Annotated in this window: 14 protein-coding genes and 1 pseudogene; 2 read left to right on the forward strand and 13 right to left on the reverse strand. The window is 41.2% G+C overall.

The features are described from left to right. Positions 1-86: 86 nt before the first annotated feature. From ACVBDU_RS16325 to ACVBDU_RS16335, 3 genes are all read right to left on the reverse strand, one after another. Positions 87-1,259, reverse strand: a complete 1,173-nt coding sequence (locus tag ACVBDU_RS16325; protein ID WP_447180792.1) for a hypothetical protein — start codon at positions 1,257-1,259, stop codon at positions 87-89. Positions 1,260-2,125: 866 nt separating this feature from the next. After that, a complete protein-coding gene (locus ACVBDU_RS16330; protein ID WP_447180793.1) occupies positions 2,126-2,518 on the reverse strand; it encodes a transposase in 393 nt (130 codons plus the stop codon). Positions 2,519-2,903: 385 nt separating this feature from the next. After that, a complete protein-coding gene (locus ACVBDU_RS16335) occupies positions 2,904-3,260 on the reverse strand; it encodes a winged helix-turn-helix transcriptional regulator (protein ID WP_447180794.1) in 357 nt (118 codons plus the stop codon). Positions 3,261-3,366: 106 nt separating this feature from the next. Between ACVBDU_RS16335 and ACVBDU_RS16340 the strand changes: the two genes are divergently transcribed. Together ACVBDU_RS16340 and ACVBDU_RS16345 are read left to right on the forward strand one after the other, a co-directional pair. Further along, entirely contained in the window at positions 3,367-3,855 is a 489-nt protein-coding gene (locus ACVBDU_RS16340) for a dihydrofolate reductase family protein (RefSeq protein ID WP_447180795.1), read from the forward strand. Between the two features lie 48 nt (positions 3,856-3,903). Beyond that, positions 3,904-4,062: an SDR family NAD(P)-dependent oxidoreductase gene (locus ACVBDU_RS16345; protein WP_447180796.1), complete on the forward strand. Its 159-nt coding sequence runs from the start codon at positions 3,904-3,906 to the stop codon at positions 4,060-4,062. Between the two features lie 100 nt (positions 4,063-4,162). On the opposite strand, the gene ACVBDU_RS16350 is transcribed toward ACVBDU_RS16345, so the two are convergent. From ACVBDU_RS16350 to ACVBDU_RS16395, 10 genes and pseudogenes are all read right to left on the reverse strand, one after another. Next, positions 4,163-4,885 carry a helix-turn-helix domain-containing protein gene (locus ACVBDU_RS16350; RefSeq protein ID WP_447180797.1) on the reverse strand — a complete coding sequence of 241 codons (723 nt, stop codon included), beginning with the start codon at positions 4,883-4,885 and terminating at the stop codon, positions 4,163-4,165. Between the two features lie 89 nt (positions 4,886-4,974). After that, positions 4,975-6,906, reverse strand: coding sequence for an OmpA family protein (locus ACVBDU_RS16355; protein ID WP_447180798.1), 1,932 nt, complete (start codon positions 6,904-6,906; stop codon positions 4,975-4,977). A 24-nt stretch (positions 6,907-6,930) separates the two neighbouring features. Further along, a complete protein-coding gene (locus ACVBDU_RS16360) occupies positions 6,931-7,842 on the reverse strand; it encodes a PorP/SprF family type IX secretion system membrane protein (RefSeq protein ID WP_447180799.1) in 912 nt (303 codons plus the stop codon). Positions 7,843-8,152: 310 nt separating this feature from the next. Continuing rightward, positions 8,153-9,391 carry a T9SS type B sorting domain-containing protein gene (locus ACVBDU_RS16365; protein WP_447180800.1) on the reverse strand — a complete coding sequence of 413 codons (1,239 nt, stop codon included), beginning with the start codon at positions 9,389-9,391 and terminating at the stop codon, positions 8,153-8,155. Between the two features lie 104 nt (positions 9,392-9,495). Beyond that, complete coding sequence (locus tag ACVBDU_RS16370) at positions 9,496-10,290, reverse strand: phage tail-like protein (protein ID WP_447180801.1); 795 nt, start codon at positions 10,288-10,290, stop codon at positions 9,496-9,498. A 3-nt stretch (positions 10,291-10,293) separates the two neighbouring features. Then, a complete protein-coding gene (locus ACVBDU_RS16375) occupies positions 10,294-11,049 on the reverse strand; it encodes a phage tail-like protein (protein WP_447180802.1) in 756 nt (251 codons plus the stop codon). Between the two features lie 43 nt (positions 11,050-11,092). Then, complete coding sequence (locus ACVBDU_RS16380; protein ID WP_447180803.1) at positions 11,093-11,848, reverse strand: phage tail-like protein; 756 nt, start codon at positions 11,846-11,848, stop codon at positions 11,093-11,095. 48 nt (positions 11,849-11,896) lie between these two features. Further along, positions 11,897-13,147, reverse strand: coding sequence for a phage tail-like protein (locus ACVBDU_RS16385; protein WP_447180804.1), 1,251 nt, complete (start codon positions 13,145-13,147; stop codon positions 11,897-11,899). A 262-nt stretch (positions 13,148-13,409) separates the two neighbouring features. Further along, positions 13,410-14,210, reverse strand: a complete 801-nt coding sequence (locus tag ACVBDU_RS16390) for a phage tail-like protein (RefSeq protein ID WP_447180805.1) — start codon at positions 14,208-14,210, stop codon at positions 13,410-13,412. An 80-nt stretch (positions 14,211-14,290) separates the two neighbouring features. Next, positions 14,291-15,862: pseudogene (locus tag ACVBDU_RS16395) on the reverse strand (hypothetical protein); the annotation flags it as partial.

The following is a 15,862-nucleotide window of genomic DNA, read 5'->3' on the forward strand; positions in this document are numbered from 1 at the left end:
AAAACCGCAAAGTAATTTAACGGAATTGACACTGAAGGAAGGTAATTTGAATATGTATCCGCACCGGTCTGATCTATAGGGTTTAATCACTCATCTTCAACACGTTCAATAAAATCCTCAAATACAACTCTTTTATTTTCGTCCAAAAGCAATGGTGAATCATCCGGCACCGGTACTCGATTGTAATCATATTCGGGCTCAATAAGAACTTTCAAAATGCCTTCCTCCTTAAAATGCTTTGAGACCAATTTCCAAGAAATTTCTATAGTGTTTTCTTTGGCCCGCGGCTTAAAGAAGATTGGTGTTGAAAGAAAGAAGTCATCCCCTACCAAAATTTTCTTTCTTGGTTCTATTTCCACTAACAGGCTTTCATTGTCGATCGTCGTATCATAGTTGATGTTTCGGTGTTGTAGAGCACCAAAATTACTTTTTATTTCTTTGTTCTCTTCTGATAACTCCACTATTTCATTTGGAAACTGCATCATAAGTTTCCAGTGTTCCAAAGGTTCGGAACCATTATTTTTTACCAACATTTTAAATTCAACAAAACTTCTATTGAATTCGGCATAATTTGTAATTGAAAATCCTCCAACATCCAATATTCCATGATTCCTCCACATTTTTTCCTGCCATTTTAATTGATTTTTCAAAACGGGTGGTATAAACTTTTCTGCGGTCCTTTGCATTTCTTCGTATCTGCTACTGGCAATATGGGTCTTTTTAAAGAACTTTGGTCGTCCTGTCATTTCAACCTTCCCATTTTCAAATGTTACCCTTACAGAATAATTTTTCTTGAAATTTTCACTATTGAGGTAATAACTATATGTGGATTTATTTTCAAAGATCAGATCCACAATATCCTCCCAGCAATAGATATGTACCTCGAACAAATCGTTATTTAGATGTTCAATATTCTTTTTTCGAATAAAGGCCTCGACCTTACTATCTTTAAGGGCAGTAGTGGCAAAGTACATTTTCTTCAGTTTCGGTTCAAAATGTTTTGCCTTTTCAATTTCCTCAATGATTTCCTTTTCTGTTAATTGATAGTTGCTATACTCACTTATGCCTTTACACTGTATCCCATAATAAAATTTCTCACCGGATGGCATACCATAAATATCAATGCCGGATTGGCTTTGACCGGAACGTCCGTTTTTCTTTATCTCGGGGCAATCCCATATCTCTCCCCATAATTTTTTACAGAGACTTTCAAAATCCTGCCAATTTTCTGGTCGGGGCAATGATTGGGACGCTTTCATAATATTTAAGGTATTATTATTGATCCTTCAGAACATCACTGGAAATCCATGCTCCTCAGACCGAATGGCATTAAGGGTAAGGTTAAAATTAATGTTGGTTTTACCAGTGTTCTTTCTTCAAGTAAGGAATATTGATCCTATTTCTGAAATATATTCCCCTTTCTCAGCAACCGCCTAAATCGCACTAGAAACACCAAACGGTATAAAATTAAAAATTTCTGCTCAAAAAAGACAAAATGTTTTACACGAGTAAAAAATAAGCAAACAACTGGTCCTGATTTTAACTAAAAACGAATATTTGACTTCTCCTTTTCGTGCGGCTGAAAGGTCCCACACCTTGCGGAGTCAGTTCCTGCGTCAAGTGTCTTTATAGATTATGGAATTACATCGCGTCCTTATGTCTAATTGTTCACCCTACTAAACATAACATTATTATTTTTGTATAACCAAATAATCAAAATGTCTTTTTCCATTAAGCAATTTCAAAAAAATTAAAACTCTATCAGAATTTTGTAATTTTGTTTGACACGAAATGCTGGATTAGAACACATCCTATTGATTCCAGTTCACAAATCGTCAACATTAAACATAGAATTTATTGCGACCCCAACAAATATGAGGGTTTCGGTAACGGGTTTGAATCCTGCCGAGGTCACAAATACAAATTTAAGGCGAATAGGTATATCAGTTTAAACACTGGTAACCTATTCGCCTTTAATATTTTATACCTATCATCCAAAATTGAAATTAAAATGAGCCAAGACTTTCGATTTACCGATTTTTTCCCATAGAAAATGAATGGGAAACTACACTCCAAAATTCGTATAAAAACAGACTACAAACGGATCAATCCTAAAGGTTAAGGACTACATAAAAATTGTAGTTAATCTGTATAGGAAGAATTGAATATTTTTCACACCTTCGAGCTGACTTCTAAAGGTTTTTATTTTTGCATTAAAAGATTCTGCTGAAACGTTTGTACTTCTGTTTTTGAAGTAATTCAAGATATATATAGTCACTAACGTTTCGATGTTATTAAACAAATAGTTAAATATTTGTATACGTATAAAATGAATAGGCATTTCAAAAGAACCTGACTTTGTGGGCTTTGTGAAAAACTTTGAGCCCTTTGTGGTTTTCCCTGTCACGGGTCTTATTTTATCACTGAGATTCATAAAGTAGGCACAGACCTGCCTGCCCCATCCTATTTTTTTATCCAGCCCCTGGAAGATTCGGAAATTTTGGAAGTGAACTACCATAAGTGGCTTCAGCTACAAAATAACAACCCTTTTTGGGATAAGTTCCTGATCCATGCCCTTGAAAAAGGTTACTGCACCAAAGAAAAAAGAGAACGGGAGTTCCTTTTATCCGATGTCGAAACCCGGTATCGGGTTTTCCTTTTGGAGTTTCCGGATTTAGAACACCGGGTTCCACAACGGATGATTGCTTCATACCTGGGCATACAGCCCGAATCCCTCAGCCGCATACGAAAAAAAATGGCCGGTTAACATAGGTTGTTTCATCTACACATAAATCATAATCCATTGATTTATATCATTCCGATATCCCTAAAGCTTTCGGGACGGAAGGCATTGGTCTTTGCTTGTTAAACCTGCCGCCATGCAGGTGCCCATTATGAGGTTTTCATATAATCTTTTTATGACGGTCTCCCCAAGCTTCCAGTTCTTTTACAATGGGGTCGAGTTCCCGGGTAATTGGCGTTAGTTCGTACTCTACTTTTGGGGGCACTTCGGCATGGACCATACGTGTTATCAGTTTGTTAGCTTCCATCTTCCGCAATTGATAACTGAGCATTCGTTCCGTAATATCGGGAATACTTTTTTTTAACTCGCTGAAACGCAGCTTTCCATTCTCCAAAGCGCAACAGATCGCCAGCGTCCACTGACCACTAAGAAGCTGAGTGGCATAGATGATGGAACAGCAGGAAGACAGGTTTTGCTTGTTCTCATAGTTGGTAGAGCTTTCTTTTATTTTAGTCATAACTTACATTAATGTTAGTACCATACAATGGGTTGTTAATATACAAAATTGTCGGCGTTTTTTTAGTTTTACAATAAAAATAATCAGTAATCAAAAAACAGGACAAATGAAAACAATTCTCTATGCCGGACTAACGGCAAACGGTAACTATGGTAGTAGCGATTCCGGTCAAATGCCAAAGCAAGAAGAGTTAGATGACCTCTTTTCACACGCAATGGAAGCAGGTAATATCGTTTTGGGCCGCAGATCGTATGAGATATTTGGTGAGGAAGTTAATCAAAACGGTCTCGATGTAGTTGTGGTATCTACAAGTAAGATGTTCGAAGGAATAAAAACAGTCGGATCGCCCCAAGAAATGTTGGATTATTTGAATAAAAAGGGATATCAGCAAGCCTTTGTGGTAGGAGGTGTCAGTTTACACAATTCCCTGCTTACCGACAACTTGGTGGATGAAATGTATATTAACATTAATCCATACATAGCAGAGGGGTTAGATTTAAGGCCAACTGACGGAAAGTACCAAGACCTTGAGTTGCTCGGTCATAAGCACATTGGCGGAAATATTATACAGATTCAGTATAAAATGAACAGTTAACATAGGTCAATGCAGGCCTGCCACAAGCGATCTAATTTTACGCCATAAATGTTTGATAAAAACCATTATGGCAACACAACAATAAATACCATACTTATCACCGGCGGCAGCTCGGGATTCGGGCTTGAAATGGCCAAACGGTATGCCGAACAGGGAAATACGGTAATCCTGATTATTATACGCCCCCGCGTCATGAAGATTATTTAGAGACTAAGTTTTATCCTTTGGTTCTTTTATGCGCCTTTTTTCACAGATATCCCCTAGTTTTCCCTACGGTTTCAAGACTTTATTTACTTTCCGGATTTTTTTACAGCTTACCGAAAATAATGCTGTTCACTTTCCATATTTCCACAACATCTCCGGCGCAGATACTTATTTTATTCCCGGTTCCTTTATTTTGATCGTTTACGACATACAAAGTATCCGGGTTACTATTGTAATGTTCTATCTTACCTACGGAAATTCCGCTTACTTTATTTACAATAATGTAAACGGTATCTTCAATTATATTTCCGATGTCATTTACCAATTCTCCAACGGCAAAGAAATTTCCTTTAAAAGAAGAAAATGAAGTGATATTATCTATCTGAAATATCCTTATTTTACCTCCTCCGGTGTCAAAAGAAAATTTGTGCCGGGGCATCTTATTCAGAAATTCTTTTTTACCGAAACCGGTTACGTACTGGTATTGAAACTCCCGGGGCACAACAATAACATTTTCCTTGCACGGATCTTTCTTTACATTATTCGAGAACAAGCGATTAAGGTCTATTTTAAGCGATTTACCAATAGCTATCAACCGACTATAATCCATGCTATTCCTTTTTTTCCAGGTAGATATGGTATTAGGGCGGACATTGAGGACTTCCGAAAGCTCCACATTTGTTTTAACCCCGAGATCCAGTTTTAAATTCTTTAAGATTTCCTCAACCTCAAGTTCTTTTCCTTTCTTGTCCCTGTCCTCATCCGAACTATTACCAGTATCATTAATATAGTCCGGTTCTACCATTATTTCATAAATACTTTCCATAGTTGGTACTGTTTTAGCGTTTTCAATAAAAATCCTACCAGATGCCGCCCGGGAATTAAAAAAATGCTATTTTCCGGACCGTGAATTCATTACATTTTTAGGATAACAAATTCACTTCTCCTGTTTAACTGATGTTGTTCTGTCGTACATGGTACACCATTACTGCAATTATTTACCAATCGGGTTTCTCCATAACCTTTCCCGTTTATCCTGTCACGCGATATTCCTCCTGTATTCACTATATAATCTACCGTAGCTTTGGCCCTTCTTTCGGACAATTGCAGGTTATAGGAATCACTTCCCCTGCTGTCGGTATGCGAACGTACATCTATGGATATCTCAGGATATTGTTGCATTACGTCTATGACTTTGCCCAGTTCTATTTTTGATACTTCCCGTATCTTGTAACCATCAAAGTCAAAATAAATGGGTTTTAACCCGAGTTTTGCTGTCAGGTCATCCCCTGTAGTCACTATAATATCTTCCCGGTTCAGTTCTATTAATAATTCCCGCTTCTCCCCGTTTTCCAGGCCGGCAATAAACTCCTCATGGATTTGGTATTCTTCTTTCTCAGCCCGGAGGTTGTAATTTTTACGGGGAGGGATTTCCAGGCAAAAGTCACCCGAGTTATCGGTTTGAAACGTTTTAAGTTTCTCGCCGTTTTCATCGTATAGGGTTAGCTGTGTCCCCCCCAGCGGTACCCTGGTAAGACTGTCTCTGACATGCCCGCAAAGTTCTGCAACAAGGGCTATAGGTTCCTTTTCCACAAGGGAATATATATTGTCAAAACCGCTATCCTGGTCGCGATTGGAGGAAAAGAACCCTCTTTTGCTTTCCTCGTTGATGATATACGCAAAATCATCAGCCGTAGAATTGACAGGCTTTCCTATATTGACAACCTGATCATTGCCAAAAGCGTCTTTGCGTACTGTAAATATGTCCAATCCTCCAAGGCCGGGATGCCCGTCGGAAGCAAAGTACAGTTCTCCCGAACTGCTTACATAGGGAAAGGTCTCCCTTCCCGACGTATTTATTTCATCGCCCAGGTTTTGAACCGGACCAAAACTACCGTCAGCCCTGATATCTGCAACAAACAGGTCGGAGTTCCCTCTTGTTCCGTGCCTGTCGGAAACAAAATAAAGCTGTTTCCCATCGGGGCTCAGGGCAGGGTGTGCCGTGGAGTATTCATCGCTGTTAATACTCAGATCTTCTATATTTTCCCATTTCCCGTCCCGGTATGTTGCCCGGTATATTTTCAGGTGATTGGTACCGTTCTTCGCTTTTGTGTATTTCCCTTTCAGAAAATTGTTCCGGGTAAAGTACATGGTCTTACCGTCTTTGGTCACGGCCGGCGTACTTTGATGGTACTTTTTGTTTACCTCCCCCTCCACCTTTACAGGCTCCTCCAGGTTTCCTTCACTGTTTACAGTAGCGGAATACAGTTTTAAAAAAGGATTTTTGTTCCACACGTGGGTACGCCTTACAAATATGCCGGTATCCCTTGCCGTAGCAAAAAGCACTTCACCGTCTCCCATAAAAGCCGTACCGAAATCGGCATATTCTGTATTTATTCCCGCATCGGTTACGTCATATCTCCCGGAAAGAGCTTCTATCTCCGCGATATGATCAGACAATGATTCTGCGGGACCTCCGGGCTGGCCGATAAGGGTATAAAATTCTTCCAGGACTTTTTCGGCTTCCTTATATTTCCCTTCCGATTTCAGGCACTGGGCATACCGGTAATAATATGCCGGTCTTACTTCTCCTGAATAGGACAGCATTTTCTCGTAATGGGGCAGGGCATCCCCGTAACGGGAGTTAAAATAATAAGTGTCGGCAAGTTTTCCATACAGGTCCTGGGATTCATATCCTTTCTCTACCAGTCTTTGGTACAATTCACTCGCTTTGATATAGGCAAATTTGGCATAGCTTTTATCCCCCCGCTCTTTTCTTGCTTCCTGGCCGAAAATAAAACTTCCGGTAAGAACAGATAATATCGTTAAGCATACATATTTTTTCATAATAAGTGGCTTTAGATGGTTACATCAGAAAAATCTTGGTGTTCGCAACCTGTTTCCGGACGAGGATATGAATTCATACCTGATGAATATTTCATGGCTCCCCGAATTATAATTTCCCAAACGGTTGGTATCAAAGTCATAGGCGTAGCCTATTTGCAGGTTCCGGTTGATATTAAACCCTGCCATTCCGCTTACTGCGGCATCCCATCGATAGGCAGCGCCAATAGTAAAATTCTCGTTGAACAGGAAATTGGCAGATATGTCCACCGCCAATGGTGCACCGCTTACTGCTTTTATCAAGGTGGCAGGTTTAAATTGAATGCCGGGGCTCAAATCAAAGACATAGCCGCCGATCAGGTAAAAGTGCATTCTTTCTTTAGCTACGGATTGCTGGATATCGTCGTAAAACCTGGTTTCCAGGAGTGCCGGTACCGAAAGGCCTATGTACCAATTATCCGAATGTAAATAGGCGCCCACGCCCACATTTGGTGAGAATTTGTTCAGTTTTCCGGACAATTGAGGATCTCCCGGGTCATCCACATTCAATTTATCGTAGTCCACTTCCAGGAAACTTCCCCCCGCCATCAGTCCCAGATTCAGCCAGGTATCGTAATCCAGTTGTAACTTATAGGAATAACTCACGTTGATATAGGTATCCCTGGCAGGACCTATTTCATCGTTGATAATGGACAATCCCAGTCCATGTCCCTGGTAACTTATGGGAGAGTGTATGGAAAACTGTGCCGTTTTCGGCGCTCCGTCCAGACCAACCCATTGCGACCTGTATAATCCGAAAATACTTGCCACGCCGCGAGTACCGGCATAACCGGGGTTAACACTTATGGTATTGTACATATACTGGGTGTATTGAGGCTCTTGTTGCCCGTACATCAGCAGCGAAATCAGCAGCGTAAATATTAAAGTAATTTTTTTCATCTGTTCTTTTTTATTTGTTTTTAAGAGGTCAGATGGAAATCGAAGATTCACGAGTTCCAATGACAAAATAACAACTGACTATACGAGTAATGCCCCTAAGAACATTATGATCCCGATAACGATCGGAAGGTTTGTCGTTTTGTTAATGGCATTTCATATGCTTAGTTTTTCTACGTGCAACTCTATGTGATAAAATCTCTTTTCATTTTTTTAAATAACCGGTACCGGGAACCAATCAGCGGGACTATGGGTTTCCGTATCCTGGTAATATGTGTTCCCGGATACCGGTCATTGATCAAACCATAACTAATCAATTGAGATACAGGTACCCCGACCTGTCTACCATAGTCCCGTTTTCTGCCCTGTATTTCAAAATGTAGAAATACGTTCCTGTGGGTAATCGTTTGTTTTTGTTTATTGTGGCACGTCCTTCGGAATATCCCCGGAAAACCCTGTCACTGCTGTTATAGCCCCGGGTTTCAAACACTTTTATTCCCCAACGGTTATATATTTCCACGGTATTCTCCGGGTAGTTTTCTATCCCCTTGATATAAAAGAAATCATTCCTCCCGTCCCCGTCCGGGGAAAGACCGTTATAGATCACCAATCCTTCGTCAGGAGTTTCTTCGGCTACCTTTCCAAAAGTAAAAATGCCATAACCGGATACTGCTGTGGTTACGGTCTTGTTGCTTATATTTACACTTCCACCTTCATCTACCCACATGTTGCTGTTTTCGTCCCAGCGAACAATATGTATAGCCATACCTTCTTCATTACTCAGGATTTCAGAAGGAGTAGTTTCTTCGTTCCAGGTCAGGGTCAGCACAATATCGGATTCTCCTTCGGTGCGCTCTATTTCCCAGTATTCGGTATTGTCTATAAGGCTTATCCCTTCTTCCTTGCTGCTGTGAGTGTGCAGGGGATCGGAGTTTTCCAGAATATACTGCGAGGTGAAATGATCGGTCAGATCGGAAGGGGGCGACATAGAGGCCCGGCGATAATATCCGTCATCTCCTATGGGATAATCGAAAGCTTCATCGCCTATTTTCCGAACCTGGCCGTCCACAAAACTATTATCGGCTACCTGGCTGTGAAATGCCCCGGGATAAAAAGTGACCAGCCCCCCGTAGTCATCTCCGTCTACAATACCATCATTGAATATCGCTTCCCCGTGTATATCTATGTCCCCGGAAAGCGCAAAGGAAGGCTGTGTGGCAGGGTTATCAAACAGTACATCCCAGAAAGCGCTGGGCATACTTCCGGAAATGGACTGCATTCCCGTAAGCCCTTCAAAACGGGTGAAACCTGTATTTTGCCCCGGACTGAATGTCACCAGGCCATCGTTGTGGAAATTTCCGTAAACAAAGAACTCTCCGTCATTGATCACATCCCCGTCCGCAGTGTTATCAAAATCGTACAAGGTGGATACCTGTGTGCCTGGCATAATAATCAACTCACCGGTATTGACGGTTTGGCTATATGCACCGATACAGCAGGCAAATCCTATGACTATCAAAGCTGTTATACGTTTTTTTATGACTGTCTTCATTTTTTTCTATTTTTTAGTGGACTAAAATGCTTTCTTCTATCAACAATTCTATTTGTCTTTTTACATACCTCCTTCTTCGTTTTTCACTTCCCTTATTTGACTATTTAAAAATCCCCCAAATATTTTAAGGTAAGATTTGATAACGCATCCGGATCTGGTCTTATAGTTATTGGAGAATCTGCATCTCTATAGTATCTGTTTACTTTAAACAGCAACCTATCGTTATCATCCAAATGCAAAACCCCGGACATAAACATGACTATGGTAAAATTTCCTGTTGGGAAGCTGTTGGCCGCTTCAATATTCAGATTGCCATTTGTAGCTGAGGCATCGGTTCCGTTCACATAAAGCTTTGCTTCCAGAGCGTCTCTTCTGTTTGCTCCGGTGCTTGCAGAGACATGCCTAACATTTACTACACCATATACATGATACTTTCCTCCTCTTTTAACAACCAATTCTCCATCCGGGTTTATTTCGTAATTATCAACATCTTTTGTTTTTAAACCGTCAAACTCAATGGTTCTGAGATTGGTTGCAGTATTTGCCGTCATATCACCTTCTCTAAAGATATTTTCACAAAAGGCATGGGCAATCGTCAAATCTGCAGTAATCTGAGAAATAGAAATAAAAGGCCACCATGTAACCCCATCCCACCAATAGAAGCCTCTGTCATTATCAGGAGATTCATAAAAAACCAACAAGCCCTCTTCCTTAGGGTCTGTTACGTTTAAGTTTGTAACTCTGGGCACGATAATTCCTTCGTCAAAATTTGGGTTTGTCGGGTCTGTGGTGCTAATATCCATAGTTGTTTTAGGATCTAACTCGTTAATACCAACAGTGCCTTGCGCTAACATTTGCAAGGAAATCAAGAATAAGAATAAGGATATATAATTTTTCATGATTTAGTCTAAATAAGATACGATTAATGTAAAAGGGGAATTGACGGTTAAAGTTCCTGATTGTGTTGCCGAATTCCGGCGTGTTCTTAATGATATTTTATCGCCTGCCTGCAAGGTTACGCTACTCGATATGGCAAAAGTTACAGAGCGGGAATTGTTTAAAACCGAAGGAAAAACGGTATTTGATATCAAATCGGCATTAATCCCGCCATTCACGAATACTGCCGTTGAAATGCCTTCTGCAATATTTTCCCCCGTATTTGGTTTGTTTACGCCTCCGGTAAATGAAAGGTAGTAATCGCCCGTTTGGCCAATGTTCAAATCACCATTGGCATCTATAAAATAGGATGCTTTAGGCGACTCGACCACTTCAAAAGGCACCTTTACATAATTGGTATTCCCGGAAACGATATCGGTTTCAAAAGCAGTGCCATAGGTCGAAGACTTGTTTAGATCAAGCTCTGTAATTTTTTCGGTAACGATATACTCCCAGGTGGTATTTGGATTGTCCCAATAGTAAAAACCCTCAAACCCACTACTCGTTACTTCAGACCGGAACACCAACATGCCATATTGTGCAGCACCGGGGTTAACTGTAGAAAACCGGGTGACAGAAGGAATCAAAATCCCGGCACCTGTTTCCGGGTTTACATTATTTAAAGGCTCTACATGAAGTGAAGCTTTGGGTTCTAAAACGTTTACACCCGTAACCCCAACCTGAGAAAAAACAGGTGTCCATCTGAGAAAAGACACTAACATAAAGGCTAAAATTATTTTTGATATATTTTTCATAAGCAACTAATCAACGTAAAAAAGTTAAAGTCAAGCCATTGATTCCATAACCGGTAAAGGCCTGTGGATCTTCATTACTTCTAATAACGTCCACTCGCAACACATCACCAATCTGCAAATCTTCAATCGTACTAAAAGCCGCACTGGTAGCACTGGGGATTTCATTGGATGTAGACGCAGTGACCCTTCCTGTTGAAAGCGGCAATGGAACGCCATTTCTAAACAACTGATAGGTGAAATTTGCCTGGTTGGCCCCTGTAGCACTTCCTGTTCTTTTAGCGCTTGCCGTGAATGTTATCAAATACCTGCCGGACTTCCCTACCGTTACATTATTCGCAGAAACCGTAAATCCTGCAGCATCAAAAGCATCTATTCTGGAGAAATTAACGACTCTGCTGTTCCCCGTACCTGTGTATCCACTGCCACTTGCGACATAAGTTGCCACGTCAATGGTTCTTTCATAATTATTGATGAGCCACACCCAGGTAGTGCCATCCCAAAAATAAAAGCCTTCCTGGTCTGTGGGATGGTTTAGCAAGTAAATCAACTGTCCTTTTTCAACCCCATTGCCGGGATAATCTGCCATTCTGGGAATCAATACCCCGTCTGCTCCTGTCGGATTGATTTTATTGGATGGCTCAACATGCAACATGGCGTCCGGACTTGTGGTATTAATGCCCGATTTTTGTCCGAAAACATTCCATGTGACTAAAAAAAGTCCTATTGTAGATATCGTTAGTATCATATCCTTGATTTTACCTGTCATAATGCATGCTTTTATCCCTGTCATTTTTTAACCGTTGCAACTAAAAATCTATCTCGTTTTTTGTATCGTAATATTGGTTACATTACCGGATCCTGATGCTCCCGATTCATTTGCCAACAACACTCCATTTCCGGAACTACTTGCGTAAGCAATACAACGTATCTGAAAACCGGCACTCGGAACATTGATCATCGTTATATAATTGAATATTTGCCCGACACCTCCGGAACGATCTACGGCTGTCCAATGGCTCCCTCTGCCAATATACAGGCCTGTGGTATGGTCTAGTATGCCCAAAAGCAAATGGTTCCCGGCTATAAATTCCGTAAATCCTCCTTGCAAGGTTATATTATATAAACCCGGGGCATTAAATGTTAATATTCCCGTTACGTTGTCGTAAGCATAAAAGGGAGAAGTTGCTACCGGGGTGTCAAACAATATCGTATTTGCAAGCGCATCACTCGACAGGATTTGATCTGTGGTCAACCGCGCATGAAAAAACGTATAATCATCCGAGTCTAACGTTTTTAACACGCCATCCGCATCAGCTACCACTCTGCGATCTGTAGTTCCGTCACCTACATTGGTATTGACGTCTCTTATTCTTACATTGCCGTTCGTCACGTCCAGTTGCTCGGTTGCTGTCCCGGAAGCTGTTCCAATACCTACCAAGCCTGTTGCTGTTACCATAGCCCTTGTTGTGCCATTTGTCATCAGTCTAAGCGGAGTAGCAGAACCAGTAGCAGAACCTACATACAACCCTGTACTCGTTCCTGCACTTGCTATTTGAGCAGCAGATCCATTATCTACAAAAACATCAATAAACGATCCTCCTGCTCCTGCTCTTAGCGCACCTCTATTTTCAGCAGTTGTGGATAGCATTGCAATTCCTGGATTTATATTATTCAATCGTGTAGCGCTCGTTCCATTTCTAAAGTCTAACCAATGTGTAGCTGTGTTCACTGTCCTGTTGTTTATTAGCGTACCATTTGCGTTATAAATGTTTATAGGATCAAAACTTGTCCAAACTGTGCCATTATAATAATAATATCCCGGTGCAGTAACATTGATGGTTTGCCCGGATGGCGTAGTTGCTGCTGCATTCACATACACCATAGCACCTGTTTGTTCAACTGTGTAGGTTTTAGCCCCAAGCTGATCCCCGGAAATACGCGGTGGTATGACTCCGTCCAAAACATTGGTATCTGTAGGTGTACCAACCACATCCAGTGTTGCCTTGGGCTCAGTGGTGTTGATGCCCGTGGTTTGCGACTGTAATGTGTTAATACACAGGCTCATTATTAATATTATAATGTATCTATAGTTCAGCATAAACTTATTTTCTATTTGGTGTACTTTATTTTGTTAATAGCTTTATTCATCAATGGTTGTCTTTTGTATTCCGAGTTTGATTGATTGACCTTTCCGATTTAAATTTGGGTTGTTGACCCGAAGCCTTTTATTACTCCGGGTCAACCCAAACCAAAACACAACCCTATGCAATTAATCTTTCGTTTATAACATGACTGTAAAATCCGGACTGCCACTTTCTTACTAATTATCATTTTTTAACAAAAACCGTTGCTGTCATGGCTGCACGTCCCCAGTTAAAATTAGGATCGGGGTCAACGGCCGCCATATTAAAACGTGTCCCTGTATCCGTACTTTCAATATAACCGTTCAGCGTATAGGTGATCGTAACATCAGATGCCGTATTATTGACTACTTCCTCCGTAAACTTGCCTCCAACGCTAACCATGTGAGTCCCCGAATTGGAAAAGGGTACCGAAAATTTCCTTGAGCCCATAGCCTCTTCGGTTCCATTTTTCAAAAAGCGTATTCCGAAATACCCGCCAACATTATCATTCGAACTATCCAATGGGTTTGTTCCCATCGGGACACTGTAATCCAAAAGTATTTTCGCAATAGCGTTGGCCGGTACAGTTATTTCAACGGACATTCCTATATCTATATCATCCCGGGTTCCGGCGGACACATCCACAGGAGCGGTTGCTACCAGTGACACGATATCCTGAAGTGCAAATTCGCTTTCTTGAGTAGCGAGCTTATCCCAGACAGGATCTCCCGGGGTCCCTGAATTATAATACAATCCCTCACTATAAGGCATTTCCAGGATATTGGTGTTTGTATTAAAAACCACTAAACTTTTTGCCGGGTTTGTTATGGTTGTTGCATCTGTTACAGCAGTTAAAAAGACCCGGGGTATTAATAAACCTTTATCGGTACTTTCTATATCCAGAACCGAACTGGGATCCGGTGTTGTTGTATTAATACCCGTTTGTGCCTGTGCCAGTGAACAAAAACAGAGAATTAAAGGCATTATCGCAATGTTGGTTTTCATTATTGAGAGCATAAAATATTTTTAGTAATAATTAAATAAGATTTGAGGTTTATCTCTTCCGAATACCAGGGCTTTTATTACTATTGCATTTCCGGTAATAATTTTTCCAGACGCTCCAGGCGCTCCTTCATATCTTCAGCCTCCTTTTGAAGGATGTTGATTTCCCTGTCTTTTGTCTCCAAAAGTTTTTGCTGCTCAATAGTATGGAGATATAACTCTTCCACTTTCTCCAGTACCTGTACCGAAAGCTCGGAAGGATTGATGATATAGTCTCCTTTTTCAGTTTTTGCCAGGGCGTCTATTTTGGTAATCCCGGGCAAATGGCGGTTTTCGTTGATAAATTGTTCTACTTCACCAAGTGATTTGAACGTATAGTCAGCGTTTAACCCGGAGAAGCCTTCAAAATAATCTTCAAAAACGTAGTCGGCATAGATGGAAACGGGTGTCAGCATTTTACCGTTTATGGCCAATACTACATCCGGGTCTGCTGTGCCCAGCATATCATCGGTAAGGATTCCCACTTTACCCATCTGGTAAATGTCCTGGGTATTTTCTGTGGCCTGATCATTGGTGGCCTGGTCAAACCAGGGTTCCGACACCACACTTGCCGCAGGTGCAGAAAGCATATTCCCAAAGGCATCTGTATACAGCAGGTTATCTACAGCGGCGATTCCGCTATCGTCACGGGTGTTGGGGTATTGGACAAAATTGATATTGCCATCCTTGGTAATAAACATCTGACTGGCATCAGAGGTCCGGAACTCCAGCTCTGTCTCACCACTTACACCATCCCCTTTATAATAGGCTCTCAAACCGGTTTGATGCCACGAACCAAAATCCCCGTTGGAATAGGCCGTGAAAGCCAAAGCACCAATATTATCTCCATCAACAAGATTCTCCGGTGCATCTGCCGTTCCCGCAGCTCTTCTCAAATTTATGGCGGGTGTGTTACTGGAGATACCACTATAGGTTCTGATCATAATATCATCCTTATTATCATTGATATTATTATTTTCAATTAACAGTCCTCTATCCGGTGCTTCGGTGCCAATACCTACGTAACCAAAATGATAGATATCTTCGGTATTAAGGGTTGCACCGGTATTCGTATCGGCGCTAAACCAGGGTTCTGTTAAAGTTGTTGCATCTATAAAGGAGCCGCCGTCTGTTCCTACCTGTACAAGGTTATTGGCATCGGCACTTATTACTTCTGCCGTACTTGCAATCCCATCCTCATCGGTATACGTAATCACACCCGTAATATCGTCTTGTACCATACTGGTCAAAGTCTCCAGATTGCTTACGTCGATGATTGTTGGTGTGCCATCTTCATCGGTATAGGTAAAAGTTCCATCGTTGTTATCGACTATTGTCGTGAGGGTTTCCAGGTTGGCTATGATCGCACTTAAATCCAGCTGCGTGACCACCCCGTCCTCATCGGTATAATCGATATGGATGTTATCGGGATTCAGGGCTATGGTGGTCAAAGTCTCCAGATTGCTTACATCGATGATTGTCGGTGTGCCATCTTCATCGGTATAGGTAAAAGTTCCATCGTTGTTATCGACTATTGTAGTCAGGGTTTCAAAATTGTCGATGACTGTGGATAGGTCTACGGTACTGGTGACTCCGGCTTCATCCGTATATTCCAG

The organism is Sinomicrobium endophyticum, from assembly GCF_052983315.1.